24 protein-coding genes, 3 tRNA genes and 1 pseudogene (1 of these 28 running past the window's edge) are annotated in these 26,967 nt (G+C 52.3%); 20 read left to right on the top strand and 8 right to left on the bottom strand.

Translation table 11 applies throughout. The features are described from left to right. The 3 genes from HMPREF3119_RS16835 to HMPREF3119_RS16825 form a co-directional block, all read left to right on the top strand. Positions 1–28, top strand: a tRNA-OTHER gene (locus HMPREF3119_RS16835); it begins 47 nt to the left of the window's first position. 28 nt (positions 29–56) lie between these two features. After that, positions 57–132 (top strand) — tRNA-Lys (locus tag HMPREF3119_RS16830). A gap of 25 nt (positions 133–157) precedes the next feature. Beyond that, positions 158–233: transfer RNA gene (locus tag HMPREF3119_RS16825), tRNA-Lys, on the top strand. 66 nt (positions 234–299) lie between these two features. Here the strand turns inward: HMPREF3119_RS16825 and HMPREF3119_RS16820 are convergent. Next, entirely contained in the window at positions 300–1,178 is an 879-nt protein-coding gene (locus HMPREF3119_RS16820) for an aminoglycoside 6-adenylyltransferase (protein WP_070580371.1), read from the bottom strand. A gap of 225 nt (positions 1,179–1,403) precedes the next feature. Between HMPREF3119_RS16820 and pnuC the strand changes: the two genes are divergently transcribed. The 3 genes from pnuC (at position 1,404) to aroG (ending at position 4,374) form a co-directional block, all read left to right on the top strand. Then, positions 1,404–2,105 (top strand): nicotinamide riboside transporter PnuC, encoded by a 702-nt coding sequence (gene pnuC / locus HMPREF3119_RS16815; protein ID WP_004235665.1) that lies wholly within the window; start codon positions 1,404–1,406, stop codon positions 2,103–2,105. A gap of 88 nt (positions 2,106–2,193) precedes the next feature. Beyond that, the gene (locus HMPREF3119_RS16810; protein WP_070580369.1) at positions 2,194–3,123 is read left to right on the top strand and encodes a DUF808 domain-containing protein; all 930 of its coding nucleotides are present in this window, start codon (positions 2,194–2,196) and stop codon (positions 3,121–3,123) included. Between the two features lie 198 nt (positions 3,124–3,321). Next, positions 3,322–4,374, top strand: a complete 1,053-nt coding sequence (gene aroG, locus HMPREF3119_RS16805; protein ID WP_004235667.1) for a 3-deoxy-7-phosphoheptulonate synthase AroG — start codon at positions 3,322–3,324, stop codon at positions 4,372–4,374. 75 nt (positions 4,375–4,449) lie between these two features. Here aroG and gpmA read toward each other — a convergent pair whose 3' ends face one another. From gpmA to modF, 3 genes are all read right to left on the bottom strand, one after another. After that, entirely contained in the window at positions 4,450–5,202 is a 753-nt protein-coding gene (gpmA, locus tag HMPREF3119_RS16800) for a 2,3-diphosphoglycerate-dependent phosphoglycerate mutase (protein WP_004235668.1), read from the bottom strand. Between the two features lie 237 nt (positions 5,203–5,439). Beyond that, positions 5,440–6,258, bottom strand: coding sequence for a CPBP family intramembrane glutamic endopeptidase (locus HMPREF3119_RS16795; protein WP_036417086.1), 819 nt, complete (start codon positions 6,256–6,258; stop codon positions 5,440–5,442). A 187-nt stretch (positions 6,259–6,445) separates the two neighbouring features. Continuing rightward, the gene (modF, locus tag HMPREF3119_RS16790; protein ID WP_036417084.1) at positions 6,446–7,897 is read right to left on the bottom strand and encodes a molybdate ABC transporter ATP-binding protein ModF; all 1,452 of its coding nucleotides are present in this window, start codon (positions 7,895–7,897) and stop codon (positions 6,446–6,448) included. Positions 7,898–8,101: 204 nt separating this feature from the next. Here modF and HMPREF3119_RS16785 point away from each other — a divergent pair, with 204 nt between their 5' ends. Then, positions 8,102–10,054: a bifunctional 2',3'-cyclic-nucleotide 2'-phosphodiesterase/3'-nucleotidase gene (locus HMPREF3119_RS16785; protein WP_170927040.1), complete on the top strand. Its 1,953-nt coding sequence runs from the start codon at positions 8,102–8,104 to the stop codon at positions 10,052–10,054. 51 nt (positions 10,055–10,105) lie between these two features. On the opposite strand, the gene modE is transcribed toward HMPREF3119_RS16785, so the two are convergent. After that, positions 10,106–10,891 (bottom strand): molybdenum-dependent transcriptional regulator, encoded by a 786-nt coding sequence (gene modE, locus HMPREF3119_RS16780; RefSeq protein WP_004235672.1) that lies wholly within the window; start codon positions 10,889–10,891, stop codon positions 10,106–10,108. Positions 10,892–11,090: 199 nt separating this feature from the next. On the opposite strand from modE, the gene HMPREF3119_RS16775 reads away from it, so the two are divergent. The 6 genes from HMPREF3119_RS16775 (at position 11,091) to HMPREF3119_RS16755 (ending at position 15,217) form a co-directional block, all read left to right on the top strand. Then, positions 11,091–11,660: a hypothetical protein gene (locus tag HMPREF3119_RS16775; protein WP_004235674.1), complete on the top strand. Its 570-nt coding sequence runs from the start codon at positions 11,091–11,093 to the stop codon at positions 11,658–11,660. A 114-nt stretch (positions 11,661–11,774) separates the two neighbouring features. Continuing rightward, positions 11,775–11,915 (top strand): AcrZ family multidrug efflux pump-associated protein, encoded by a 141-nt coding sequence (locus HMPREF3119_RS18965; RefSeq protein ID WP_004235675.1) that lies wholly within the window; start codon positions 11,775–11,777, stop codon positions 11,913–11,915. A gap of 196 nt (positions 11,916–12,111) precedes the next feature. Further along, entirely contained in the window at positions 12,112–12,882 is a 771-nt protein-coding gene (gene modA / locus HMPREF3119_RS16770) for a molybdate ABC transporter substrate-binding protein (RefSeq protein WP_004235676.1), read from the top strand. Positions 12,883–12,905: 23 nt separating this feature from the next. Next, complete coding sequence (gene modB, locus HMPREF3119_RS16765; RefSeq protein ID WP_024474139.1) at positions 12,906–13,601, top strand: molybdate ABC transporter permease subunit; 696 nt, start codon at positions 12,906–12,908, stop codon at positions 13,599–13,601. Further along, the gene (modC, locus tag HMPREF3119_RS16760) at positions 13,595–14,662 is read left to right on the top strand and encodes a molybdenum ABC transporter ATP-binding protein ModC (RefSeq protein ID WP_004235679.1); all 1,068 of its coding nucleotides are present in this window, start codon (positions 13,595–13,597) and stop codon (positions 14,660–14,662) included. The genes modB and modC overlap by 7 nt, the downstream gene beginning before the upstream one ends. Positions 14,663–14,860: 198 nt before the next feature. Next, a complete protein-coding gene (locus HMPREF3119_RS16755) occupies positions 14,861–15,217 on the top strand; it encodes a hypothetical protein (protein WP_024474137.1) in 357 nt (118 codons plus the stop codon). 85 nt (positions 15,218–15,302) lie between these two features. On the opposite strand, the pseudogene HMPREF3119_RS16750 reads toward HMPREF3119_RS16755, so the two are convergent. Then, positions 15,303–16,123 (bottom strand): annotated as a pseudogene (locus HMPREF3119_RS16750) (pyridoxal phosphatase). 222 nt (positions 16,124–16,345) lie between these two features. Between HMPREF3119_RS16750 and pgl the strand changes: the two are divergent. Further along, positions 16,346–17,335: a 6-phosphogluconolactonase gene (gene pgl / locus HMPREF3119_RS16745; RefSeq protein WP_070580367.1), complete on the top strand. Its 990-nt coding sequence runs from the start codon at positions 16,346–16,348 to the stop codon at positions 17,333–17,335. Between the two features lie 180 nt (positions 17,336–17,515). On the opposite strand, the gene bioA is transcribed toward pgl, so the two are convergent. Beyond that, positions 17,516–18,817, bottom strand: coding sequence for an adenosylmethionine--8-amino-7-oxononanoate transaminase (bioA, locus tag HMPREF3119_RS16740; RefSeq protein WP_070580365.1), 1,302 nt, complete (start codon positions 18,815–18,817; stop codon positions 17,516–17,518). 86 nt (positions 18,818–18,903) lie between these two features. Here bioA and bioB point away from each other — a divergent pair, with 86 nt between their 5' ends. From bioB to uvrB, 5 genes are all read left to right on the top strand, one after another. Further along, the gene (bioB, locus tag HMPREF3119_RS16735; RefSeq protein WP_004241642.1) at positions 18,904–19,941 is read left to right on the top strand and encodes a biotin synthase BioB; all 1,038 of its coding nucleotides are present in this window, start codon (positions 18,904–18,906) and stop codon (positions 19,939–19,941) included. An 8-nt stretch (positions 19,942–19,949) separates the two neighbouring features. After that, positions 19,950–21,122: an 8-amino-7-oxononanoate synthase gene (gene bioF, locus HMPREF3119_RS16730; RefSeq protein WP_070580363.1), complete on the top strand. Its 1,173-nt coding sequence runs from the start codon at positions 19,950–19,952 to the stop codon at positions 21,120–21,122. Further along, positions 21,088–21,882, top strand: a complete 795-nt coding sequence (gene bioC / locus HMPREF3119_RS16725) for a malonyl-ACP O-methyltransferase BioC (protein WP_070580362.1) — start codon at positions 21,088–21,090, stop codon at positions 21,880–21,882. Before bioF ends, bioC begins: the two co-directional genes overlap by 35 nt. Continuing rightward, the gene (bioD, locus tag HMPREF3119_RS16720) at positions 21,869–22,552 is read left to right on the top strand and encodes a dethiobiotin synthase (protein WP_046024213.1); all 684 of its coding nucleotides are present in this window, start codon (positions 21,869–21,871) and stop codon (positions 22,550–22,552) included. Before bioC ends, bioD begins: the two co-directional genes overlap by 14 nt. A 530-nt stretch (positions 22,553–23,082) precedes the next feature. Further along, complete coding sequence (uvrB, locus tag HMPREF3119_RS16715; protein WP_004235687.1) at positions 23,083–25,095, top strand: excinuclease ABC subunit UvrB; 2,013 nt, start codon at positions 23,083–23,085, stop codon at positions 25,093–25,095. A 5-nt stretch (positions 25,096–25,100) separates the two neighbouring features. Here uvrB and yvcK read toward each other — a convergent pair whose 3' ends face one another. Beyond that, a complete protein-coding gene (yvcK, locus tag HMPREF3119_RS16710; protein WP_024474128.1) occupies positions 25,101–26,009 on the bottom strand; it encodes a gluconeogenesis factor YvcK family protein in 909 nt (302 codons plus the stop codon). Between the two features lie 256 nt (positions 26,010–26,265). Between yvcK and HMPREF3119_RS16705 the strand changes: the two genes are divergently transcribed. Further along, positions 26,266–26,808 carry a GNAT family N-acetyltransferase gene (locus HMPREF3119_RS16705; RefSeq protein WP_004235690.1) on the top strand — a complete coding sequence of 181 codons (543 nt, stop codon included), beginning with the start codon at positions 26,266–26,268 and terminating at the stop codon, positions 26,806–26,808. Positions 26,809–26,967 lie beyond the last annotated feature (159 nt).

Raw genomic sequence — 26,967 nt, 5'->3', positions numbered from 1 at the left:
ACAGGTTCGAATCCTGTACGACCCACCATTTCAGAGTCCCTCAGCAGTATTACGATGGGTCGTTAGCTCAGTTGGTAGAGCAGTTGACTTTTAATCAATTGGTCACAGGTTCGAATCCTGTACGACCCACCATTCTCTTTTGCCCGAAATCTGATACGGGTCGTTAGCTCAGTTGGTAGAGCAGTTGACTTTTAATCAATTGGTCACAGGTTCGAATCCTGTACGACCCACCATCGTAACCATTTTCCCTCTGATTTTTGTTCTCCCCCGGCATCACACCGGCAATCACCCGTTTGTTATTATTCATTCTCCGGCGCAAGTAAATCATCGGCATTCAGCCGGTCAGTGACCAGTGCAATAATTTTATCTGCCAGCGTTATATCGATATCAAATTTCTGTGTTTCAATCACGCGGAGTGCCACATCGCGGTAGAGTGTCAGCATTGCCATATGCGCCCGTGCGGCACGGACACGATCACGGTTATCCAGTGTCGCCATAAAACGCCCGTACAGGCCCGGAGGCAGCCAGGTGCTCAGATGACGCCCCGCATACCAGACATCCTGTGTACCGTCACTACGAAGCAGCACATGCCACTCCAGCAGGGTGATCAGCCACTGTTTCATCGCCACATCCCGCAGCCGGGCAGTCCAGAGTTCATTGCGCAGATAATAAACCGGCACCTGTGAGGCTTCCAGCCAGAAGTTCTGCCAGTTTTCCAGGAATGTCTGTTGATCCGGCGGGGTAAGTACGGCAGCCGGATCGGCATACTCCGGTAACCCGGCAGTGAGACCGGTTTTATCCAGCAGAACGGCATAACCGCGCTGATAGATGCTGTCCAGCCCGTGTGCGGCCATCTGTGTGATACGTTTGCGGCCGGCCAGCACAAAATCAACTTTACGGCCTTTCTCATACAGAACCTGACAAGACGGCCAGCAGAGGCTGTCGTCTTCGCGTGAAGCCTCTTTGCGGATAATCAGCGGCACACCAAACCGGCTCAGCCAGCGGCTGTCCTGAAACAACTCATCATGACTGCTGCCGATCAGTTCGGCATTAATATCCGAAAAACGGTCTGCCTGGTTCTGGCGTGCCACAGAGCCGGTGATAATGACCGCATCGATACGGGGATCTAATAGGGCAAAAGAAATTATATTGTTTATAATTTGCTCAATTGATTCCATCTTACATCTCATTCATATAATTAATAGCTGGGCTGATAGTACGTCATAATCAAAAATAGCGGGAGAGTTCAGGTTAAAAAAACGTTATCATGTTTAGCATATTAAACAAATGCTGTTACGATGGGATGATTTTACTGAAAACAGCAGGGAAGGATACAGTTAACTAAACCTGTTATCAGTGGCTGACCGCCGGTGACAGGAAATATACTTAACACAGGTGACGGAATGGAATTTTTTGATATTAATAATATTCTCGTGGTGATCCCTTACTGGAAAGAAGGGTCTTATGCTCTGTCCTGGATTGAAGCGGTGGGAGCAACCGCCGGGTTGTTATGTATCTGGCTGGCAAGCCTGGAAAAAACAATCAATTATCTGTTTGGTCTGATTAACGTCACACTGTTTGCGGTGATTTTCTTTCAGATCCAGCTCTACGCCAATCTGCTGCTGCAGATTTTCTTTTTCGCCGCCAATATTTACGGCTGGTATGCCTGGAGCCGGCAAAATGAGAAAGCAGAAGCGGAGCTGAAAATCCGCTGGATGCCACTGCGGCAGACTGCCGTGATTGCGGCGGTTTCTCTGGCGGCGATTTTACTGCTGGCGCGTTTTATCGACCCGGTCTTTACGTGGCTGGCACAGAGCATGGTCAGTATACTGAATGCCGCAGGGGCTGATCTGGCAATGCCGGTATTGCTGCCCGATGCTTTCCCGTTCTGGGATGCAGCCATGACGGTATTGTCTGTGGTGGCGATGATCCTGATGACCCGCAAACTGGTGGAAAACTGGCTGCTGTGGGTGGTTATCAATATGATCAGTATTGTGATTTATGCCCTTCAGGGTGTGTACGCGCTGTCGCTGGAATATATTATCCTGCTGGGTGTGGCGCTCAACGGTTCGCGGATGTGGATAAAAGCAGCGAAGCAGCCGTAAAACTATTTTCAGTGCAATAACCGGGGGATTATAATGAGAGTCCGGTAATAATCGGATTCTCATTAATCAGCAATAAAAGGAAACGCCTGTGGCCGGTGGCAGCTTACTCGCACTACTCGATGATATCGCAACTGTACTGGATGATGTCTCTGTGATGACCAAAATGGCCGCCAAAAAGACATCCGGGGTACTGGGGGATGACCTGGCGCTGAATGCTCAGCAGGTGGCCGGTGTCCGCGCTGAGCGGGAGATCCCGGTGGTCTGGGCGGTGGCGAAAGGCTCCTTTCTCAATAAACTGATTCTGGTGCCGCTCGCACTGCTGATCAACGCCTTTGCTCCCTGGGCTGTTACGCCGCTTCTGATGGTCGGCGGGGCGTTTCTGTGTTTTGAGGGGGCGGAAAAACTGGCGCATAAGTTTCTGCATAAAGCCGGTGATGAGCCGGGTGAAACGGCGCCGGCGGAAGATTTTCAGATACCGGAAGAGTTGGCCGCATTCGAGAAACGCAAAGTCAAAGGCGCCATCCGCACCGATTTTGTGTTATCGGCGGAGATTATTGCTATCACCCTCGGTATTGTTGCCACCTCTCCCTTTATTAATCAGCTCGTGGTGTTGTCGGTGATTGCGATCATTATGACTATCGGGGTATACGGCCTGGTGGCCGGGATTGTCAAACTCGATGATCTGGGATTTTACCTGCAGAAGAAATCAGCCGCGCTGCTGAAAAAACTGGGTGACGGACTGATCCACGCCACGCCGTATTTAATGAAAACCTTATCAGTCGTCGGGACAGCGGCCATGTTTATGGTCGGCGGCGGTATTCTGACACACGGCATTCCGTTTATTCATAACCTGATTGAAAGTCTTGCTCAGCAGAGTGCACAACTCCCGGCACCCGGCAGCATATTGCACTTTATGACCCCGCCGGTTGCCAATTTATTGTTTGGTCTCGTCGCCGGTCTGGTGATTGTTGCGCTGATTACCGCTGTTAAGCGTATTAAAACTGGATTAGCGGCATAAATACCCTTCTCACGGGCAGCGGCTGATGAAGCCGCTGTTTTCCTTCTGATTCATAATAATTTGTCCTGTTGATCTGAATATTTTCGGGGTGAAAAATTAATTTCAATTCCGGCGGCAGCTAATTGTTTACAGCTTGTTGACAAGCAGTTAGATTAAAATAACGACAATAATGAAACGGGACACCGGAAGAGACGGGTTATGAATTATCAGAACGATGATGTAAAAATAAAAGAAATTCGGGAATTATTACCGCCAGTGGCGTTATTAGAGTCATTTCCCGCGACTGAGACTGCCGCAGACACCGTTCGCCGCACCCGTCATGCAATCCACGAAATCCTGGAAGGCCGGGATGATCGCCTGCTGGTCGTTATCGGGCCATGCTCAATTCACGACCCGAAAGCGGCGGTTGAATATGCGGATCGCCTGCTGACATTACGCAAAGAACTGAAAGGTGAGCTGGAAATCGTCATGCGCGTCTATTTTGAAAAACCGCGCACCACGGTCGGCTGGAAAGGGCTGATCAACGATCCGCACCTCGACCACTCTTTTGCCATCAATGATGGTCTGCGTATTGCCCGCAAACTGCTGCTGGATATCAATGATAAAGGCTTACCGGCAGCCGGTGAGTTTCTGGATATGATCACCCCGCAGTATCTGGCGGATCTGATGAGCTGGGGTGCTATCGGTGCCCGTACCACGGAATCTCAGGTACACCGTGAGCTGGCCTCCGGGTTGTCCTGCCCGGTCGGGTTTAAAAACGGTACAGACGGTACCATCAAAGTCGCCATTGATGCCATTAACGCCGCCGGGTCGCCGCACTGTTTTCTGTCCGTGACCAAGTGGGGACATTCGGCCATCGTGAACACCACCGGTAACGGTGACTGCCATATCATTCTGCGTGGCGGTAAAAAACCTAACTACAGCGCGGAAGATGTCAGTGCGGTAAAAGAAGGGCTGGCACAGGCCGGTCTGGCACCGCGTATCATGATCGATTTCAGCCACGCTAACAGCAGCAAACAGTACAAGCGTCAGATGGACGTGAGCACCGATGTGGCACAGCAGGTTGCCGGTGGTGAGAAAGCCATTATGGGTGTGATGGTGGAAAGCCACCTTGAGGAAGGGAACCAGAACCTGGAAGGTGATGCGCCGCTCGTGTACGGCAAGAGCGTGACAGATGCCTGCATCGGCTGGGAAGATACCGAAACCCTGCTGCGTCAGCTGGCAGATGCGGTAAAAGCCCGCCGCAGCTGATAGCACCAGAACTCCGGATCACAGAAAACAAAAAACCCTGACACTGTCAGGGTTTTTTTCACCAAAGAAAGCGGATTACTTCGCTTTACCCTGGTTAGCAACAGCAGCGGCTTTGGCAGCAATCGCATCCTGGTCGCCCAGGTAATAGCGGCGCAGCGGCTTCATGTTTTCATCAAACTCATACACCAGCGGCACTGCGGTCGGGATGTTCAGCTCGAGGATTTCATCTTCGCTCATGTTATCCAGGTATTTCACCAGTGCACGCAGGGAGTTACCGTGTGCAGCGATGATTACTTTCTCACCGGAAGCAACGCGTGGTTTGATAACATCAGTCCAGTAAGGCACAACGCGGTCGATAGTGATCGCCAGGCTCTCAGTGGCAGGCAGTTCGCTTTCTGCCAGTTTCGCATAACGCGGATCGTGGCCCGGGAAGCGCTCATCACTTTTTTCCAGTGCCGGCGGGGTAATGGCAAAACCGCGACGCCACAGTTTGACCTGCTCGTCACCGTATTTTGCAGCGGTTTCCGCTTTATCCAGACCCTGGAGTGCGCCGTAATGGCGTTCGTTCAGTTTCCAGCTTTTCTCAACCGGCAGCCACTGCTGGTTTACCTGATCCAGGATATTCCACAGTGTGTGAATAGCGCGTTTCAGTACAGAGGTATAGGCGAAATCAAAAGAGAAGCCTTCTTTTTTGAGTAACTGACCAGCCTCTTGTGCTTCAGCACGGCCTTTTTCAGATAACTCAACATCAGTCCAGCCGGTAAAGCGGTTCTCTTTGTTCCACTCACTTTCACCGTGACGTACAAGCACCAGTTTAGTTACTGCCATAGCGTAAACTCCTGTTGTGTTTCAGATAGGGGGTTTCAGAATTGAAACAGACCCGGCACATTGCCCATTATATTGGTCACCGGCGCCTTTCGGCAAACTTTCCGCACAGGTATTTCCGCCGGGGCCTGTGCGGAAGAGATCAATTCCGTCCTGTTTACCGGATAGTGTATACCAAAACTGAATCGATTCCGCTATAAATGTTTACGCAAAGTGTGATACACAGGAAAAAACGGTTTTTTACGCCACCTTAAACGGCCAGGTAAAAAACAGCAGATGGCAGAGGTTCAGCGCGAAGTGAAACCCTGTCGCCACCCACAGCCGTCCGCTCCACATCCAGGCCAGCCCGTAGATAACCCCTGCCAGACCGGCAAAGACAACCAGCAGCGCTCCTCCGGCAATATGTGCCAGGCCGAAGACAGCGGCTGCAATAAACAGCGCGGCATACGGCGGCAGATACCGGGAAAGCACCTGCTGAATAGCCCCCCGGAACAGCGCTTCCTCTGCGAGGGAGACAAAAAACAGATTCGCCAGCATAAACGCCGGCAGCCAGCGCGGCAGATGCGGTTCAAACCCCAGTCCGCCAAGCGTGGTTGCCAGTAACAATAGTGCAGGTACGGAGAAAGCCAGTAACAGCCAGTGCAGGCGGGTGGCCCGGCGCAGCGGCGCGGTGACAAAAAGCTGCGGAATGATGATGATCAGCACAAACGGAAGCAGTGCTTTATCGGCATTAAACCAGAAAGAATAGGGCGGACTGTGCGGCCCGGCAGCCTCCGGCGGCATCCAGCGCAGGTTGTGGAATCCCGGCAGCAGGTGAAAAGCCAGACCCGGCACGACGGTGATCACCAGTAGTGTCAACAGTACACGCTGCCATGAGCGTGGTGCGGTATAAGGCCGTGCGACAGCCAGAAGGATAGCAAACCACAGGGTGAGCAGGGCATGCCAGTCCATCACACCGGTAAACAGGGCGCTGATGGTGGCAGCCAGAAGTGTTGCCAGTGACAGTGTCCGGTGAAATTGTAATAACAGCAGAGATAATGCAAGTAAAAGCCAGGTCATGGAATTGTGTCAGAGAATCAGAAAAGGAGTGAGCAGGGTAAAAGAGAAGTCAGTGATGCGCCAGTAAAAAAAGCAGACTGATAATGATTCTTAATCAGATTATTCTTAATAACAGACTGAATACATTCAGAAAATAACGGCTGTTTCCGGTGCAGTAAAAAAGTAAAACAGCCGTTTGATAAAAAGATTACAACGTATTGATTTCGTAACGATAACTACCGTTATCAGGAATAAATGCCAGCCGCCGGTTGATACAGGCCGGGGTATCCTCACTGTGATGGCTGACAAACAGCAGCTGGGTATCACCACGGCTTATCATAATATCGATAAAACGCAGCACCAGCAGGCGGTTGAGTGTATCCAGCCCCTGTAACGGCTCATCAAGGATCAGCATTGCAGGGTGTTTTACCAGGGCCCTGGCAATCAGTATCAGCCGCTGCTGCCCCCACGACAGGCTGTGGAACGGAGCATCGCGGTACGCTTTCAGACCGAGCAGCGCCAGCCACTCATCCGCCAGTTTTACCTGCCGGTCTGACGGTTTCTGATAGAGCCCGACAGAATCGAAATAACCGGAAATCAGCGTGTTACGCACACTGATATTGACGCGGTAACTGAGGTGGATGCTGTTACTGACATACCCGATATGGCGTTTGATATCCCACACCGTTTCTCCGCTGCCCCGGCGGCGGCCGAACAGCGTCAGGTCATTGCTGTAGCCCTGCGGATGATCACCGGTGATCAGACTGAGCAGTGTGGATTTACCCGCGCCGTTCTCGCCGGTGATTTGCCAGTGCTCACCGGGCAGCACCTGCCAGGTCAGATCATTGAGGATGGGCTTATCGTTATAGCTGACACAGCCGTGATTGAGGATCACCCGCGGAATATCCGGCGCAAGGCGTTCTGCGGACGGGTCATCCCGCTCCGGCAGCGTCAGATGCTCTGTCTGCTCACTACGGGCCAGCTGTGCCTGTAATAGTGCGGATAAGGTATCCGCTGGTGCCAGCACACAGTCTGTCAGCAGCCCGGCGCGGGTGATAAAGTCCGGAATATCACTGAAACGGTTGAGGATCAGAACAACCGTCAGCCCGCCCTCTGCAAGCTCTGCCAGCATCTCACTGAGCATACGGCGGGAATCGGTATCCAGCCCGTCATAAGGCTCATCCAGCACCAGTAAATCCGGCTCTGTCATCAGTGCCTGACACAGCAGGGTTTTGCGGGTTTCACCGGTGGAAAGGTATTTAAAGCGGCGTGACAGGCGATCAGAAATCCCGAACTGCGCCGCCAGCTGCAGGCAGCGCTCATTATCACGATGCTCCGCCTGAATAATCTCAGCGGTGGTACGGCCGTTATCGGTGTCATCGCCATCCATCAGGTCGGTATTATTGCGGTTCCACTCTTCATCAATCAGCGCCTGTAATTTCTCAAACGCGACCAGAACCGGACGGCGGAAAGTGTTGCTCATCTCCCCGGAAAGCAGCGGAAGTTCCTGAATCAGCGCGCGGGCAAGGGCAGATTTTCCACTGCCGTTAGTGCCGATAAAGGCGTGGTGCTGACCGCTTTCCAGCTGTAATGACGGAACAGAAAGCTGTTTATCCGCGCTTAACCGGAAGACCCCTTGTGTGATGTGCAGATATGCCATAGTGAACAGCCTTATTATTAGTTTAATTATTCCCCAGAAATAAGCGGAACCGGCAGGGATGTCAAGATATGGCACCGGTGTTACATCCCGTATCATGAAAAGAAGATCTGCTTCACAGAAACGTCATCATTCAGTCTGCTGTTTTTGTTATACTTTTTGGTACAGAAATCAGGGCATCACGGAAATTAACCGGAAGAGGGTGTTATGGTGAGAACAGGATTAAAATATTCGGTGCTGGCATTACTGATCAGCGGAACGGTCAATGCCGCGACAGTGGATCTGCGGGTGATGGAAACCTCGGATATTCACAGTAACTTAATTGACTTTGATTATTTCAAAGACAAACCGACAGAGCAGTTTGGTCTGGTCCGCACCGCCGGTTTAATTAAAGCGGCAAAAGGTGAAGCCACCAACGCAGTATTAGTGGATAACGGGGACTTAATTCAGGGCAGCCCGCTGGCGGATTATATGGTCAGTAAAGGGTTAAATGACGGTGAAGCCCATCCGGCACATAAGCTGATGAATACCATGGGTTATACCGTCGGAAACTTCGGTAACCATGAATTTAACTTTGGCCTGGATTATCTGAAAAAAGCCATTGCCGGTGCGGATTTTCCGTATGTGAATGCCAATATTATTGATGAGAAAACCGGTAAGAATCTGTTTACCCCTTATATTATCGTTGATACCCCGGTTAAAGATCGCGACGGCAAAGAGCATGTGATTAAAATCGGCTATATCGGTTTTGTACCGCCGCAGATCCTTATCTGGGATAAAGCGAATCTGGAAGGAAAAGTCCGTGTCAATGATATTACGGAAACCGCGAAAAAATTTGTGCCGCAAATGAAGGCAGAAGGTGCGGATTTAATTGTCGCTATTCCGCACTCCGGTTTTTCTCAGGAGCCGTATAAAGCCATGGCTGAGAACTCGGTTTATTATCTCAGTGAAGTACCGGGTATTAATGCCATTATGTTCGGTCACTCGCACGGTGTATTTCCGGGCAAAGACTTTGCGGATATCAAAGGCGTTAATATTGAGCAGGGAACCGTTAACGGTATTCCGGCAGTGATGCCCGGCCAGTGGGGGGATCACCTCGGCGTGGTGGATCTGGTGCTGAATAATGATGACGGTGCGTGGAAGGTGGCGGATGCCAAAGCACAGGCGCGTCCGATTTATGACAAAGTCAATAAAAAGCCGCTGGTGGTACGGGATGACAAGCTGGCTTCTGTGATTGATGAGCAGCACAATGCGACCCGGACCTTTGTCGGCAAACTGATTGGTAAATCACCGGATAATATGTACAGCTACCTTGCCTTGCTGCAGAGCGACCCGACGGTGCAGATTGTGAATAATGCACAGACTGATTATACCCGCCGCTTTATTCAGGGCGATCCGGATCTGGCAGATTTACCGGTGCTGTCAGCGGCTGCACCGTTTAAAGTGGGCGGACGCAAAAATGCCCCGGCGGATTTCGTCGAGGTGGAAAAAGGGGATATGACGTTCCGCAACGCGGCGGATCTCTATCTCTACCCGAATACGCTGGTGGTGGTGAAAGCGACCGGTGCGGAAGTGACCGAATGGCTGGAGTGCTCCGCCGGGATGTTCAATCAGATTAACCCGCAGTCAGAGGCACCGCAGAGCCTGGTCAACTGGGATGGTTTCAGAACCTATAATTTCGATACCATTTCCGGGATCAACTATCAGATAGACCTGACACAACCGGCAAAATATGATGTGGAGTGCCAGACAGTCAATCCGCAGGCCAACCGTATCAAAAATGTGACTTATCAGGGTAAGCCGATTGATCCGAAAGCGGTTTTCCTGGTTGCCACCAATAACTACCGTGCTTACGGCGGAAAATTTGCCGGTACCGGTGACAAACATATTGCGTTTGCCTCACCGGATGAAAACCGCAGTGTGCTGGCCGGTTATATCGCGGCAGAAACCAAAGCGAAAGGTGCGGTATCAGCGCAGGCTGAGCAAAACTGGACATTTGTGCCGGTGAAAACGGATAAGAAATTAGATATCCGCTTTGAAACTTCACCGGGCGATAAAGCCACACAGTTTATTAAAGAAAATGCCCATTACCCGATGACCCGGGTCGGGACGGATGATGTGGGTTTTGCGGTTTATCAGGTTGATTTAACAGCGAAGTAAGCAGTTACTCACGAAAGCCGCCGTCAGCGGCGGCTTTTATCATCATTTTTATCAGCATAATGTGGCAATAATCACCTGGTCCGCATTAAACAGCGCGGTGACGTCATCACCTTCTTTCAGTTGCTGCCTGTCGGCATCCTGATTATCCAGGGTGGAGCATAATTGTGCGCCGCCGGTCAGTGTCACCATCACCTCGCTGTTTTCCGCACCTCTGGCAACGGAACAGATACGTCCGCTCAGACGGTTGTCATAATCCGTGCTGTTTTCTGCGGATTTGCTGATTTTCACCCACGGCGCTTTAATCAGAGTAAGTACTTCTTTACCGACTGATAAGCCCAGCCGGTTGGCACTCTGTTCCGTCAGGGCAACGGCAAGTTCGGTCTTTTTATCCGCCAGCAGGACATTCACATGCTGCTGCACATGAGAATGGTTGCGCGACATAATTGTGCCGAAGAACTGGTTACGGGCACTGGTCTGCAATGAGAAGCGGGAGATGGCCGCCAGCAGGCTGTCGAGGGGCAGCGAATCATCCTTAAGAACATCAAAGGCTTTCTGCTGGATCTGTGCCAGCAGATCATAAAGCTGAAGTAAGCGCTCACCATAGCGTGTCAGTGTCGCGCCGCCGCCGCCTTTGCCGCCGGTGGCCCGGTCAACAATGGTTTCCTCGGCAAGCTGGTTCATCTCATTGATGGCATCCCAGGCACTTTTGTAACTGATTCCGGCCAGTTTTGCCCCCTGACTGATGGAGCCGGTGGCTCTGACCTGTTTGAGTAAGGAAATCCGCCGCGGATCGGCAAATAAATGACCTTCTGATTTCAGTGTTAATAAAATATCCAACGGAAAATACCCCGTATATTAATCAGACAGAATCACCGGCGCAGTCTCTCCGCCCGGTGCGGCTTTACTTTCCGGTTAGTGTAGCAAACTGCGTTTTTTTTTCATCTGCCAATATGGCGGTTTAAGTTTACTTAAAAATTCATGAACCGGATAAAAACAGGTATGGTATAGGAATTGATTATCAGCCAGAGATTATTTCATGCAGAATGTATTATTTCGTCTTCATCAGGCAGTCAAGGATTCCCCGGAACCGGAAGGGGCTGAAACAGAAGAATTTGCCCGTATGCTGGCAGAACAGCCATTCTGGGCTGAATCACAGGATCATGAAAGTGGCGGACAAATTGGTCTGGCATTCACTCAGGGGGAAGATGATGAAGAACCTCTGCTGCTCGTTTATATGCGTGATGATGGCGGTCATGAAGCACCTGCAAAAGTCGCGGAAGAAATGGCATCCGGTGAGCGGGAATATACCTGGCTGCCGGGCGCGTTTTTACTGGGACTGAGCAGGAAAATTGATTTCACACTGTGCATCATCGGTGAGGATGGGCAAACCCTGCCACTGAACAGCCAGTTTATGAAAATGATGTTTCTCTATATTCAGGAGCTTTACCGCGAAGACGATAAAGGTGAAACACCGGTACAATCCCCGGCTGCCCCTGTCTCACCACGCAGCAGTATTGTGGAAAAACCCGGCAGTGCCGGAAAAGTGATAGGTTTTCTGATTCTGGCGGCGGCTATTGTGGCGGTTGTTTACTTTATGCAGACCTGACAGCACGAATCGCCATGCTTTCCGGGGTGTGATTTATATAGAATAGCGGCCATTATGACGCTATTATAGTCATGCTGAATATCCTTTTCGCCTGATATAAAGAGATTAAGTGCTATGTTTGAGTTAGTTAAAAGTTTAGGTTTCGCACTGTTAATGGTTCCTGTTGTTATGACAGGCCTGGCGGCTCTGATCTGGGGATTAGGTGAAATTTTCAACCTGATTTCAAAAGGTGAGCGCCGCGAAAAGCAGCTCTGATTATACCGTATTCAGGATTACCTGCGTTCGCGGGTAATCCGTCTTTGTTTCTGTTTTCCCGCTCATTATCTGCGTAATTCCCCTCATTTTATATTGTTTTCCGCTTAACTGCCGATAGTGGGATAAACCTCCTTTCATTTTTCGTTGTATCTTGTTATATACAACGGGTTAATCCTAATCTATCCTGGTGGAAAAAATGAAAAAACAGTTCAGTAAGTTATTGGCCGGTGTTGTTATCTCTGCTGCTGTCATGAGTCAGGCATGGGCCGCTGAAAAAGTGACCGTATTTGCTGCGGCATCACTGACAAATGCGGTTGATGAAATCTCGGCAAAATATAAGCAGGAGAAAAAAGGTGAAGTGGTCGCGTCTTATGCGTCTTCTTCCACCCTGGCCCGTCAGATTGAAAATGGTGCTCCGGCAGATATCTTTATTTCTGCTGACCAGAAATGGATGGATTATGCCCAGGAGAAAAACCTGATCATCAATGACACCCGTAAAACCCTGCTGGGTAATGAGCTGGTGCTGATTGCCGCGAAAGACAGCAAAATTGATAAAGTTGATATTAATAAGCAGACTGACTGGGTTAAATTACTGGATGGCGGCCGTCTGGCTGTCGGCGATCCTGATCATGTGCCGGTTGGTATCTATGCACAGGAAGCCCTGGAAAACCTGGGTGCCTGGAAAGTCGTTGATCCGATGCTGGCCCGCACCAATAATGTGCGCAGCGGCATGGCGCTGGTGGAACGAGGTGAAGCGCCGCTGGGTATTGTGTACGGCTCTGATGCGGTTGCCAGTGATAAAGTGAAAGTGGTCGGTATTTTCCCTGCAGATACCCATAAACCGGTTGAATATCCGATTGCTATCCTGAAAGATCGCAATAATGCCGATGTTAAAGGTTTCTATGATTACCTGCAGACACCGGAAGCAAAAGAGATCTTCAAACGTTACGGTTTCAGCCCTCTGTAATAAGTAAGGACTAACAGACAGCGATGTTGAATGAGTATGAATGGCAGGCGGTCATCCTCAGCCTGAAAGTATCAACGGTCGCCGTGGCAGCCAGTCTGCCGTTCGGCATACTGATGGCATGGGTACTGGTGCGCTGCCGTTTTCCGGGCAAGTCGCTGCTGGACAGTCTTATCCACTTACCACTGGTGTTACCGCCGGTGGTAGTGGGTTATCTGCTGCTGATCAGCATGGGGCGCAAAGGCATTATCGGTGAGTGGCTCTATAACTGGTTCGGTTTCAGTTTTACCTTCAGCTGGCGCGGTGCCGCGCTGGCTGCGGCTGTGGTGGCTTTTCCGCTGATGGTGAGGGCTATCCGCCTGGCGCTGGAAGCGGTGGATATGCGCCTGGAGCAGGCGGCACGGACACTCGGGGCTTCCCCGTTGCGGGTCTTTTTCACCATCACACTGCCGCTGTCGCTGCCGGGGATTATTGTCGGTACCGTGCTGGCATTTGCCCGTTCGCTGGGGGAATTCGGCGCGACAATCACCTTTGTTTCCAATATTCCGGGGGAAACCCGGACTATCCCGCTGGCCATGTACTCCCTGCTTGAAACGCCGGGGGCGGAAATGGACGCAGCGCGGCTCTGTATTATCGCTATTGTTCTGGCACTGGCTTCACTGCTGGCCTCGGAATGGCTGACCCGCTGGGGACGCAAACGCCTGGGGGTTGCCGCATGTTAGTGCTTGATTTTGAACAACAGCTCGGTGATTTATCCATGGTGATCAATACCGAACTGGCCAGTGATCGTATTACCGCTGTCTTCGGGCTCTCCGGGGCAGGGAAAACCTCCTTTATCAATGTGATCGGCGGGCTGACAAAACCGCAGAAAGGGCGGATTGAGCTTAACGGTCACACACTCGTCAATATTGAAAAACGTATCTGTCTGCCGCCGGAAAAACGCAAAATCGGCTATGTCTTCCAGGATGCACGCCTGTTTCCCCATTACCGGATAAGAGGCAACCTGCGCTACGGCATGGCACGGGGGATGGAAGATCAGTTTGACAGTATTGTGGAACTGCTGGGTATCGGGCATCTGCTGAACCGCCTGCCGATGACCCTCTCCGGCGGGGAGAAACAGCGGGTGGCGATTGGCCGCGCGCTGCTGACCGCACCGGATATCCTGCTGATGGATGAACCGCTGGCGTCTCTGGATCTGCCGCGCAAACGCGAACTGCTGCCGTATCTGGAAAAGATGGCACAGGATATCAGTATTCCGATCCTGTATGTCAGCCACAGCCTGGATGAGATCCTGCGGCTGGCGGAAGATGTGGTGATTCTGGAAAAAGGCCGCATTCTGGCACAGGGACCGCTGGAAGAGGTATGGGCAGGGGCGGCATTACGCCCGTGGCTGACACAGGAAAGTCTTTCAAGTGTACTGAGTGTCACTGTGCTTGAGCACCACGACCGCTACGCCATGACGGCCGCTGCTATCGGTGACCAGGTGCTGTGGGTGCCGCGTATCGCCGGTGAACGGGACACGCCGGTACGTGTGCGTGTCAGTGCGGATGATGTGTCCATTGCACTGGAAAAACCGAAAAGCAGCAGTATCCGCAATATATTACGGGCAAAAATCACGGAAATGTATGATGACGACAACGGGCAGACTGATGTGCGTCTGGCGGTCGGCAATCATTTCCTCTGGGCACGTATTACCGGCTGGGCGCGGGATGATTTGCAGCTGAAACCCGGACAATGGGTGTATGCCCAGGTAAAAAGCGTGTCACTGAGCCGCGAATTATAATTTATCTGAATATACGTACTTTTCATTAATAAAAGGGGCATTCATATTATTCTGATTGCCCTTGTGAATCACCGGCGATATATATTAACGCCGGTGCATCACTGACCCTGCCAGATTATTACAGAATATTCTCCGCACACGGAAACAAGTGTAAGACGTGCGTTATTGCATAAAAAACCACTGAGTCAGAGGGATAAAATGAAAAAAGCACTTTTCTTTTTATTACTGGGTATTTTCTCCGGCGGCCAGGCGCTGGCGGCAAATCAGCTAATGTGTTACACCTACCTGAAAAAAGTCAAAGATGTTGAAATCGAAAACTTAAAAGTCTGGTGCATCGGCACCACTGACGGCTCCCAGGGCGGAATGCGTATCCCTGATCTGCTCAGTATGGGATATAAAGTGGTGGCAACAGAAAGCTTCCCGTATCAGTATTCTGAGGGCGGCTATACTTATGATGGATCGAAATTACTGCTGATCGTCGAAAATGCAAAATTCCCGAATCAGAACCCGGCAGAAAAACCAAAAAATAACTGGAGTTTTGATAAGTATAAGTAACAGGTTTTATTCTCTGGCCAGCGGGAAATAAATAAAAACGCCTTTATTAAAAGGCGTTTTTTTATGGTCTATTACACTGTATTTATCAGCTGAGAATATGACGGCGTATCGCCTGCGCAATACCCGGCTGGGTATTATCCGGGATAATCAGGTCAGCGTGTACTTTGACTTCGTCTGCCGCATTACCCATTGCCACACCCAGGCCGGCGGCTGAAAGCATACTGATGTCATTATGGTTATCACCAAATGCCATCACATCTTTCATTGTCATTCCCTGAGATTCCACCCATTCCTGTAAACGGCGGCCTTTGCTGTTACCTTTGCGGGCAATATCCACCTGGTTTATCCACGACCACTCGCAGGACAGTCCCATATCCGCTTCCACAGCGTCGGTAAATTCACGCAGTTTGTTCAGATCATCTGAGCAGGTGGCGAATTTCCAGATAGTGTCAGCGCGATCAACCTCATCAAGAAAATTATTCACTTTGCGCATCACCGGACGCTGGTGCTCCGGCAGAGAAGCTGACCAGTTCAGTGTCCGCTCAATGGTGCTGCTATCAGTGTGATAAAGCATGGCATCCGAGATATACATCAGATGCTCGATATCCGTCTGTGCCAGGCGTTCGAGCAGCTGACGGGATTCACTGACACTCATCGGATCGGCGGAAAGCACTTTTTTCCCCGGATAATCGTACAGATAGGTACCGTTACAGCAGATAGCCGGTGTATCGAGTTGCAATGTCTGATAAAACGGATGAATAGCAACGTGATGACGGCCGGTGACAATCAGCACCTGCACCCCGGCCGACGGGCTTCGCGGATGGCATCCAGCGACTCCTGTAATATATGTTTATCCGGATCGAGAAGTGTACCATCGAGATCAAATGCGAGGACGCGGTAAGACATAACAGGGAGCCCCTTGTATGAGTGTCAGAACCGGAATAACGGCGGGCATCAGGGAATATTATTGTATCCTGACGGCATCCTGAATGATTCCGGGCGGAGATAACTGATAATATAGCATGTTAATTGTTTCGCGATAAACGCTAAGTGCGGTATTATTATACAGAAATGCTTACATTACCTGTTAAAAATCAAACGGGTAAGTGATGATATTAAGGAGCGCGAATGAAGCAGGTGGTTTATGTTGCCAGTACGGAAAGTCATCAGATTCATGTCTGGCAGATGAATGAACACGGTGAGATGTCACTGTTACAGACAGTATCAACGCCTGATCAGGTGCAGCCGCTGATCACCGCGCCGGATGGCCGTCATCTTTATGCTGCGGTCAAACCGGGCAATGCGGTGGCGACTTATAAAATCGCGGAAGACGGCAAACTCACACAAACCGGCCTGACGCCGCTCCCGGGCACTGCCGCCTATATCACCCTTGATAAAGCGGGGCGCACACTGTACGCCGCTTCTTATCATCAGGGAAATCTGGCGGTACTGCCGATCCGCGATAACGGTATTCCCGTCCGTGCAGTGCAGGTGATTGAGGGATTAAAAAATCCGCATTCCGCCAATATTGCGCAGGATGGACACACACTGTTTGTGCCGTGCCTCGGGGAAGATCACATCCGCGCTTACACGATTGAGGAAGACGGACGCTTAACTGAACGTCACGCCGATATGCTGACGGTTGCTGCCGGTGCCGGGCCGCGCCATATGGCGTTTCATCCGGCAAAGCATGTGGCGTATTGCCTGAATGAATTAAATGCGACCATTAATGTTTACCGCGAATGGGTGAAAGTCCGTGAAATTCAGTCTGTCGATATGATGGCGGATGATTATTCAGGACGACGCTGGGCAGCCGATATTCATATCACGCCGGACGGGCATCATCTCTATGCCTGTGAGCGGGCATCAAGTGTGATTAATCACTACCGGGTGTCGGATGACGGCGGTCATCTGCAACTGGCGGGGTGTTATCCGACTGAAACTCAGCCGCGCGGTTTTGCGGTGGATAACAGCGGGCGTTTCCTGATCTCAACCGGACAGCTTTCTCACCATGTGGCGGTTTCCCGGATTGATGCGATTACCGGCGAATTGCACCTGATAAACCGCTATCCGGCAGGAAAAGGGCCGATGTGGGTGACGGTGCTGACGCTGAAATAACAGTGCTCAGGTAGTTTTCTGTTACTCCGGAGCCCGGCGGGTAACGGGCAAAAACGAAAAGTCGCTGTAAACACATCCCTGTGCGCTCAGGCGCGTCATCCATGACGCGCATGCTTTTCGTTTCCTTCGCCCGTTACCCGCTGTTAACCTGAACGGCGGAGTGATCAAATATGCCGGGATTTATGCCGTCACCTTATCTATCGCCTGCGTCAGTTTTTCCAGTTGTGCCGCTGTAATAATGTATGGCGGCATAATATAAATCAGCCGTCCGAACGGCCGTATCCACACACCGGCGTCAACAAAGCGGCGCTGTAATTCCGCCATATTGACCGGCTCTTCCGTTTCAATCACACCAATGGTGCCGAGTACCCGTGCATCGCGGACTCCGCTGCGGGATTTCAGCGGCAGCAGGGCGCTTTTCAGTTGTGTTTCGATCTCTTTTACCCGCGCTGCCCAGTCTCCGGACAACAGCAGATCAATACTCGCCACGGCGGTGGCACAGGCCAGCGGATTACCCATAAAGGTCGGGCCGTGCATAAAGCAGCCTGCATCACCCTGACTGATGGTGTCCGCAATATGGCGGGTGGTGAGGGTGGCGGAGAGTGTCATATAACCGCCGGTGATGGCTTTTCCGAGACATATAATGTCCGGAGATATACTGGCGTGTTCACAGGCAAACAACTTTCCGGTGCGTCCGAATCCGGTCGCGATCTCGTCACAAATCAGCAGGACATTGTAGTGATCACACAGTGATCTTACACCTTTCAGATATTCCGGATGGTAAAAGCGCATCCCGCCCGCACCCTGGACAACCGGCTCCAGGATCACAGCCGCGACCTCATGATGATGCTGTGCCAGCAGGTTTTCCACGGAATGAAGATCCTCCGGACGCCATTCTTCATCAAATCCGCACTGCGGTGCATCCGCAAACAGATGATCCGGCAGATAGCCCTGCCAGAGTGAGTGCATGGAGTTTTGCGGATCACACACTGACATCGCGCCGAATGTATCGCCGTGGTAGCCGTGACGCGGGGTGATTATCCGGTGGCGTTTTTCGCCGCGTGCCTGCCAGTACTGCAGCGCCATTTTCAGCGCCACCTCTACCGCGACAGAGCCGGAGTCGGCAGGAAACACGCATTCCAGCGGCTCAGGTGTGATATCCACCAGGCGGCGGCACAGTGCAACGGCAGCCGGATGGGTGATCCCGCCGAACATCACATGTGACATCTGTGACAGCTGTTCAGTCACCGCCGCATTCAGTACCGGGTGATTATAGCCGTGGATAGCCGCCCACCAGGAGGACATACCGTCAACCAGTTCGCGGCCGTCTGCGAGTGTCAGCACCGCACCGTGTGCCGACACCACCGGATAGACCGGCAGCGGCTGAGTCATTGATGTATAAGGGTGCCAGATGTGGCGGCGGTCAAAATCCGCATCATCAGCCGAAAAGGCGTGACCTGAAATATTCCCTGAAAAAGCCATTATGTAAACCATTTCAACGCAAATAAAGTTGACATGATAATGCTGATATTTAAACTGGCAACACTTTTTTATCGGGAGTTACAGTTATGAGTCAAGGTCGTCAGTGGACATTAAAAGAAGCCAATGCATTGTTTGAAAAACCTTTTTTTGAACTATTGTATGAAGCTCAGACCATACATCGCCAGCATTTTGACCCGCAGCAGGTGCAGATCAGCACACTGCTTTCCATCAAAACCGGGGCGTGTCCGGAAGATTGTAAATACTGTGCGCAGAGTGCGCGATACAAAACCGGACTGGAAAAAGAGCGTCTGATGGAAGTACAGCAGGTGGTGGAGACGGCGCGTAAGGCGCGGGCCGCCGGTTCGACCCGGTTCTGTATGGGCGCGGCATGGAAGAATCCCCATGAGCGCGATATGCCGTACCTGGAAACCATGGTGAAAGAAGTGCGGGCGCTGGGTATGGAAACCTGCATGACACTCGGTATGCTGAACAGCTCACAGGCGGAGCGCCTTGCCAAAGCGGGTCTGGATTACTATAACCACAACCTCGATACCTCGCCGGAATTTTACGGCTCGATTGTCACCACCCGGACCTATCAGGACAGACTGGACACCCTCGACAATGTACGGGACGCGGGGATCAAAGTGTGCTCCGGCGGGATCTTAGGGCTGGGTGAAGCGGTGCGCGACCGCGCGGCGATGCTGGTACAGCTGGCGAATCTGCCGAAAGCACCGGAAAGTGTACCGATCAACATGCTGGCGAAAATCAAAGGCACGCCGTTTGAGGATAATGAGGAAGTCGATCCGTTTGATTTCGTCCGCACCATCGCTGTTGCCCGCATTATGATGCCAACGTCTCATGTGCGCCTCTCCGCCGGTCGTGAAATGATGAATGAACAGACCCAGGCGCTTTGCTTTATGGCGGGTGCGAACTCCATTTTCTACGGCTGCAAACTGCTCACCACCACCAACCCGGAAGAAAATACCGATATTGCCCTGTTTAAAAAGCTGGGGATCAAACGCGAAGCCATCCATGTTACCCGGGGTGACAATGAAGAGACGGATTCTTTATTGGATGCCATCAGCCACAGCGATGACGAAAAATTCTATAACGCAGCCCTGTGAGCCGTACCATGTGGCAGACTTTTCTCTCTGAGCGCCTGCAGCAGGCGCAGGAACAGGATGCGGTACGCCGCCGCGAGGCCAATGACGGCGCGGACGGGCGCACCCTCCTGATTAACGGCAGACGTGCCGTGAATTTCTCCGGTAATGATTATCTCGGCCTCAGCCGCCACCCGGCGGTGATCCGCGCCTGGTGTGACGGTACCCGGCAATACGGTGTGGGCAGCGGCGGATCCGGTCATGTCACCGGTTACACCACGGCACACCGGGACCTGGAGCAGATGCTGGCGGAGTGGCTCGGGTTTGATCGGGCGATCTTATTTGTCTCCGGTTTCAGCGCTAATCAGGCGGTGATCACCGCACTGATGCAGCGCGGCGACCACCTTATCTGCGACAAACTCGCTCACGCCTCCATTATGGAAGCGGCGATGCATTCACCCGCTGAATTCAGCCGTTTTCATCATAATGATACCGCCCATCTCAGTATCCGGCTGAGCCGGACTGAAAACAGTACCGGCAAAACCCTGGTGGTCACTGAAGGGATCTTCAGTATGGACGGGGATGCCGCGCCGCTGGCGGCGATCCTGCCGCTCACCCGGCAGCATAACGCGCGGCTGATGGCGGATGATGCGCATGGTATCGGTGTCTGCGGCCGTGAAGGGCGGGGCAGTTGTGATGCGGCAGGAATACGCCCGGATATTCAGATTGTCACCTTCGGCAAAGCGGTCGGGGTCAGCGGCGCGGCGGTGCTGTGTGATGCACAGACGGCGGATTATCTGACGCAGTATGCCCGTCATCTTATCTACAGTACCACCTTCCCGGCGGCACAGGCGTGCGCCATTCAGGCGGCGGTGCGGGAAATCCGCCGTGGTGACGGATTACGGGACACACTGGCGGAAAATATCCGCTTCTTTCGTGAGCGGGTGGCGCATCTGCCGCTGCAGTTACTGCCGTCCGCCTCGGCGATCCAGCCGCTGATCGTGGGGGATAACCGTGCTGCTCTGGCACTGTCGCACTATTTACAGGAGCGCGGCCTGTGGGTGAAAGCTATCCGTCCGCCGACCGTACCGCCGAATACTGCCCGTCTGCGCATCACGCTGACCAGCGCCCATCACCGCGACGATATCACACAGCTTACGGAGGCGCTGGATGCATTCTGCCGTCACTACCGCCCCTGTGAATAAAGCCGCTGTTGCCGCGGCTTTCGGACGTGCCGCCGGACACTATGACACCGTGGCGCACCTTCAGCAGAAAACCGGATACCATCTGCGCCGTCTGACCACACAGGGGCTTTCCGGGCTGTTATTACCGGAACTGCACGGGCTGGATGCAGGCTGCGGTACCGGGTTTTTCAGTGAACAGTGGAAAGCGGATTGCCGCTGTGTGACGGCGTTTGATCTCTCCCCTGACATGCTGGCACACGCCCGGCAGCAGCAGCGGGCGACCCGTTATGTGCAGGGGGATATCGAACAGCTGCCTTTTGCGGATAATCAGTTTGATTTTTGTTTCAGCAATCTGGCGGTGCAGTGGTGTGATTCACTGGCGGCGGCGCTGGCCGGACTGGTGCGGGTAACCCGGCCCGGTGGTGTGGTGGCGTTTTCCACCCTGCTCAGCGGGTCGCTGGACGAGCTGAATCAGGCGTTTTCCCGGGTGGACAGCAACCGTCACGCCAACGGTTTTCTCAGCCGTGAGGCGGTTTCCGCCGCCTGTCAGCCTTACCGGCATACTTTGTCAGAAGTGTGTTACCGGCTCTCCTTTGATTCTCTGCCCGCGCTGCTGCACTCCCTCAAGGGGATTGGAGCTACCCATGTTCATCAGGGACGTGCTGCCGGGCTGATGACACGCAATAAACTCATTCAGCTGGCGAATCATTATCCCGCCGAAGACGGCGTATTTCCGCTCAACTATCTTATTCAGTACGGAGTCATACATGTTGAAAAATAACTGGTTTTTAACCGGCACCGATACGGATGCCGGTAAAACCGTGGTCAGCTGCGCCCTGCTGCAAACGGCCCGCAACGCCGGTTTCTGCTGCGCGGGGTATAAGCCGGTAGCCTCGGGCAGTGAGATGACGGAGGAGGGGCTGCGCAACAGTGATGCACTGGCATTGTGGCGGCATACGGTACCGGCGGTCAGTTACGCGCAGATTAACCCCTATACCTTTGCCGAGCCGACATCACCACACATTGTCAGCGAACTGACTCAAACCCCGCTGGAATTTTCGGTGATGACTGACGGGCTGCATGCCTTAAATCAGCAGGCTGACTGGGTACTGACCGAAGGGGCGGGCGGATGGTTTACGCCGCTGTCGGCCACACAAAGTTATGCGGACTGGGCGGCACAAATGCGGATGCCGGTGATCCTCGTCGTCGGGGTGAAGCTCGGCTGCATTAATCACGCGTTACTGACTGTACTGGCGATACAGCAGGCCGGACTGACCCTGGCGGGCTGGGTGGCGAATGAAGTCACACCGCCGGGCCTGCGTCAGCCGGAGTATCTGGCGACACTGAACAACCTGATCCCGGCGCCGTGCCTGGGTGTGTTACCGCATCTGCCGGATCCGCTGAATCAGGACTTATCCGGTTATCTTTCACTGCCGGTTTCCGCGCACTGATCCTGCATCCGGACGGATCGTGCCGGGATCACGGCAAATCTTCCGGCCGGGTGTTTTTTATCAGGAAAAAATCCTGAATTATTTTTTCTCTTTGTGCTGAAAGTGACAATTTTATGACTGCACAATGTCACGCAACCATGCACCGGCAAACGACTTTATTAAGTTATCCACTATTCCTGTGGATAACCCTGTGTATTAACTTTAGAAAACTCACGCTATCCTTGCAGGAACGGGGCTTTCACTGACATTGTTGTAAAATCGGGCTTTTATGATTTATTCATAAATAACAATTAGATAAATAAAATCAAGGGTCCTCCGGCGTGAAAAATAGCAATTGGTCAGAGGGGCATCAGATTTCAGCATAATTTAAAATTGCAAGTGCTTTTTTTTTGGGGATAACTGTGGAAAGCCAATAAAATTTTCCCCGGTTTTGCAAGCAAAAAATCACAAAATAACGGATTTTTTCTGCCGGGGGTTGAAGCTGGTTTTTTATCCAGTATCATAGTGACCCTATTCGCGCAGGGGGGCCAATGAGCAAACTATTTAAACTGCATTCTGACTTTAAACCGGCCGGTGATCAGCCGCAGGCCATTGCAAAACTGGTTGAGGGCCTGGAAGACGGGCTGGCGCATCAGACGCTGCTTGGGGTAACGGGCTCGGGGAAAACCTTCACCATTGCCAATGTTATCGCCACGCTGAACCGCCCGACCATGATCATGGCGCCCAACAAAACCCTTGCCGCGCAGCTTTACAGTGAGATTAAAGATTTCTTCCCGGAAAACGCGGTGGAATATTTTGTCTCCTACTACGACTACTATCAGCCGGAAGCCTATGTGCCGAGTTCTGACACCTTTATCGAAAAAGATGCCTCAGTAAACGAACACATTGAGCAGATGCGGCTCTCCGCCACTAAAGCCCTGCTGGAACGGCGGGATGTGGTGGTGGTGGCGTCCGTTTCCGCTATCTACGGGCTGGGTGATCCGGACAGCTACCTGAAGATGATGCTGCACCTCACCGAGGGGATGATCATTGATCAGCGCTCGATCCTGCACCGCCTTTCCGATCTCCAGTACACCCGTAACGACCAGGCCTTTCAGCGCGGCACATTCCGTGTGCGCGGCGAAGTGGTGGATATTTTCCCTGCGGAATCTGATGATTACGCACTGCGCGTGGAACTGTTTGATGATGAGGTCGAGCGCCTGTCGCTGTTTGATCCGCTGACCGGCCATATCCATTATCAGGTGCCGCGCTTTACCGTTTACCCGAAAACCCACTATGTAACGCCGCGTGAGCGCATCATTGAGGCGATGGAAGGGATTAAAACGGAGCTGGCGGAGCGGCGCAAATTCCTGATCGACAACAACAAACTGGTGGAAGAGCAGCGCCTCGCCCAGCGCACTCAGTTTGATCTGGAAATGATGAATGAACTGGGTTACTGCTCGGGTATTGAAAACTACTCGCGCTATCTCTCCGGACGCAAATCCGGCGAGTCACCGCCGACCCTGTTTGATTACCTGCCGGCGGACGGCCTGCTGGTGATTGATGAATCCCACGTCACCATTCCGCAAATCGGCGGGATGTACAAAGGGGACCGTTCGCGCAAAGAAACCCTGGTGGAGTACGGCTTCCGTCTGCCGTCCGCACTGGATAACCGTCCGCTGCGTTTTGAGGAGTTTGAATCCCTCGCGCCGCAGAGCATTTATGTGTCCGCCACGCCGGGCAAATATGAAACGGAGAAATCCGGCTCTGATGTGGTTGAACAGGTGGTCCGGCCGACCGGGCTGCTCGATCCGGAAGTGGAAGTGCGTCCGGTGACCACTCAGGTGGATGATCTGCTGTCTGAAATCCGCATCCGCGCACAGAAAAATGAGCGTGTGCTGGTCACCACGCTGACCAAACGGATGGCGGAAGATCTCACCGAATATCTGGAAGAGCACGGCGAGCGGGTGCGTTATCTGCACTCGGATATCGATACGGTGGAACGTGTGGAAATTATCCGCGATCTGCGTCTCGGGGAGTTTGATGTGCTGGTGGGTATCAACCTGCTGCGTGAGGGGCTGGATATGCCGGAAGTGTCGCTGGTGGCGATTCTGGATGCGGATAAAGAAGGCTTCCTGCGTTCCGAACGTTCACTGATCCAGACTATTGGTCGTGCCGCCCGTAACCTGCACGGCAAAGCGATTCTCTACGGCGATAAAATCACTGACTCAATGGCGAGGGCTATTGAGGAAACCGAACGCCGCAGAGAGAAGCAGATGGCGTTTAACGAAGCAAACGGTATTGTGCCGAAAGGGCTGAATAAAAAGATTGGCGATATCCTTAAAATCGGCCAGCCGTCAGCCGGGGCGAAAAATAAAGGCAAAGGAAAAGCAGCCGCGAAAAGCAGCGATTATCAGCGTATGTCGCCGAAAGAGCTGGAAGTTAAAATTCAGGAGCTGGAAGCACAGATGTACCGCCACGCTCAGGATCTGGAATTTGAACAGGCGGCAGCGGTACGGGATGAATTACAGGGGCTGCGTGAGCAGTTTATTGCCAACTCCTGACGGGATCAGGGCAGCAGGGCGATGGTTTTATCCAGCGCACTCAGCAGCAGGCGGCGGTCATGGCGGTACGGTACATCCTGTGCCTCCAGGACCTCTCTGACAATCAGGCGGTCGCCGAGGTCGCCGGTATTGATATGCGGTGCGCACACCACTGCATCTATCCGTTTGCGGCCGATGCGGCTCTCAATCACGGCGATTTTTTCACTCAGGCTGAGGGATGCCGCAGCTGGGCTCAGTTCTTTGCCGAGATTCTCAATATAGATCATCGGCGCCTGATTAAAATTAATGGCTTTGGTGAAATCGGGCAGCAGCATCAGCGGCATCAGGCTGGTAAAGAAACTGCCCGGCCCGATAATAATCAGTTCTGCGCGGCAGATGGCATCCAGCGCCTCTTTGGTGGTTTTCACCGGCGGGGAAAGCTGTAACTCCTGCGGCGGGCAGGTCAGCTGATCGACATTCACTTCGCCGTACACTTCATGGCCTTCGCTGTCGATAGCCATCAGATCGACCGGCGTTTCTGACATCGGTATCAATTTAGCTTTGACTTTCAGCATATTGCGGATCAGATTGATCGCATCCAGCGGACGCACACTCATATGATCCAGCGCTTTGAGCATCAGATTACCGAGGTTGTGTCCCGCCAGTTCACCGTTACCGCTGAAACGGTATTCAAACATGGTGGAAGCAATCGACGGCTCCGTAATCATCTGATTGAGACAGTTGCGCATATCACCCCAGGCAATGCCACCCTCCGCCCGGCGGATCCGGCCGGTGGAGCCGCCGTTATCCGTGGTGGTGACCACGCCGGTCAGCCGCGATCCCAGACCGTTCAGGCAGGACATCACCCGTCCCAGCCCGTGGCCTCCGCCTAAAGCAACAACATGTTCCAGCGACGTGAGTGTGCGGTTTCCCATAGTGTTTATGCATTCCCTGAGTTTTCATATTTATTTGCGCGGTAATCTATCATAAAAACCAATTTTTCGCGTCACGATACTGAGATTTATCAAACTCCGGTCAATCATAAAGATAAATTATCTTTTTGCTGCGTACTTTTACGTGTGATTCAGAAGTGGCAGCGGCAGGGAAGTCATGGTATGAGTGAATGCGGTGACTGAAAGCATCACAAATAAACATCAATAACAAAAATCAATAAATGACAGGAAGAACATCATGAATGACCTGACGTGCACCATTCCGGTGCTGGAAACTGACCGTCTGATCCTGAGTGCCCACCGCAGAGAAGATCATGCGGCGGTTGCTGATATGTGGTCAGATACGGTGGTAACGCATCATGTTATGGCAGGACAAATCTCCACACCGCGTGACAGCTGGATGCGGATGCTGGCGTATCTCGGGTTGTGGCCGCTGCTGGGCTATGGTTACTGGGCGGTCAGGGAGAAAAGCACCGGAGAGTATATCGGGGATATCGGTTTTGCGGATTTTTACCGTGAAATGGAAAAAGACATCAGCCACTATCCGGAAGCGGGTTGGGTGTTTACAAAGCGGGCACACGGTAAGGGCTATGCCGGTGAAGCATTGGGAGCCATACTGAACTGGCTGAAAGAGGTGCGCGGTATTAATGAATGCGTGTGTATTATTGCTCCAGAGAATAAACCCTCCATCCGGCTGGCAGAGCGTAACGGATTCCGCCCGCAGGAGACACTGAGAATGAATCATAAATCCGTTATTTTCTATCACGTTACACTGGACTGACCGGGCCTGCTATACCTGTGTCAGATCAAGAAACCGGTAAATAATTTTCCTGTCAAACCGCCGTATTTCCGGCGGTTTGCTGTTTATTATTTATTCAGTAATCTATAATGTATTTGCTAATTAATTGAAAAACTGTGTGAAATTTTCGTTATCCGGCGT

This window comes from Morganella sp. HMSC11D09 (genome assembly GCF_001807955.1).
GTDB lineage: Bacteria > Pseudomonadota > Gammaproteobacteria > Enterobacterales > Enterobacteriaceae > Morganella > Morganella morganii.
The sequence above is the reverse complement of the archived record's forward strand: the minus strand, read 5'-3'. Positions and strand labels throughout refer to the sequence as shown.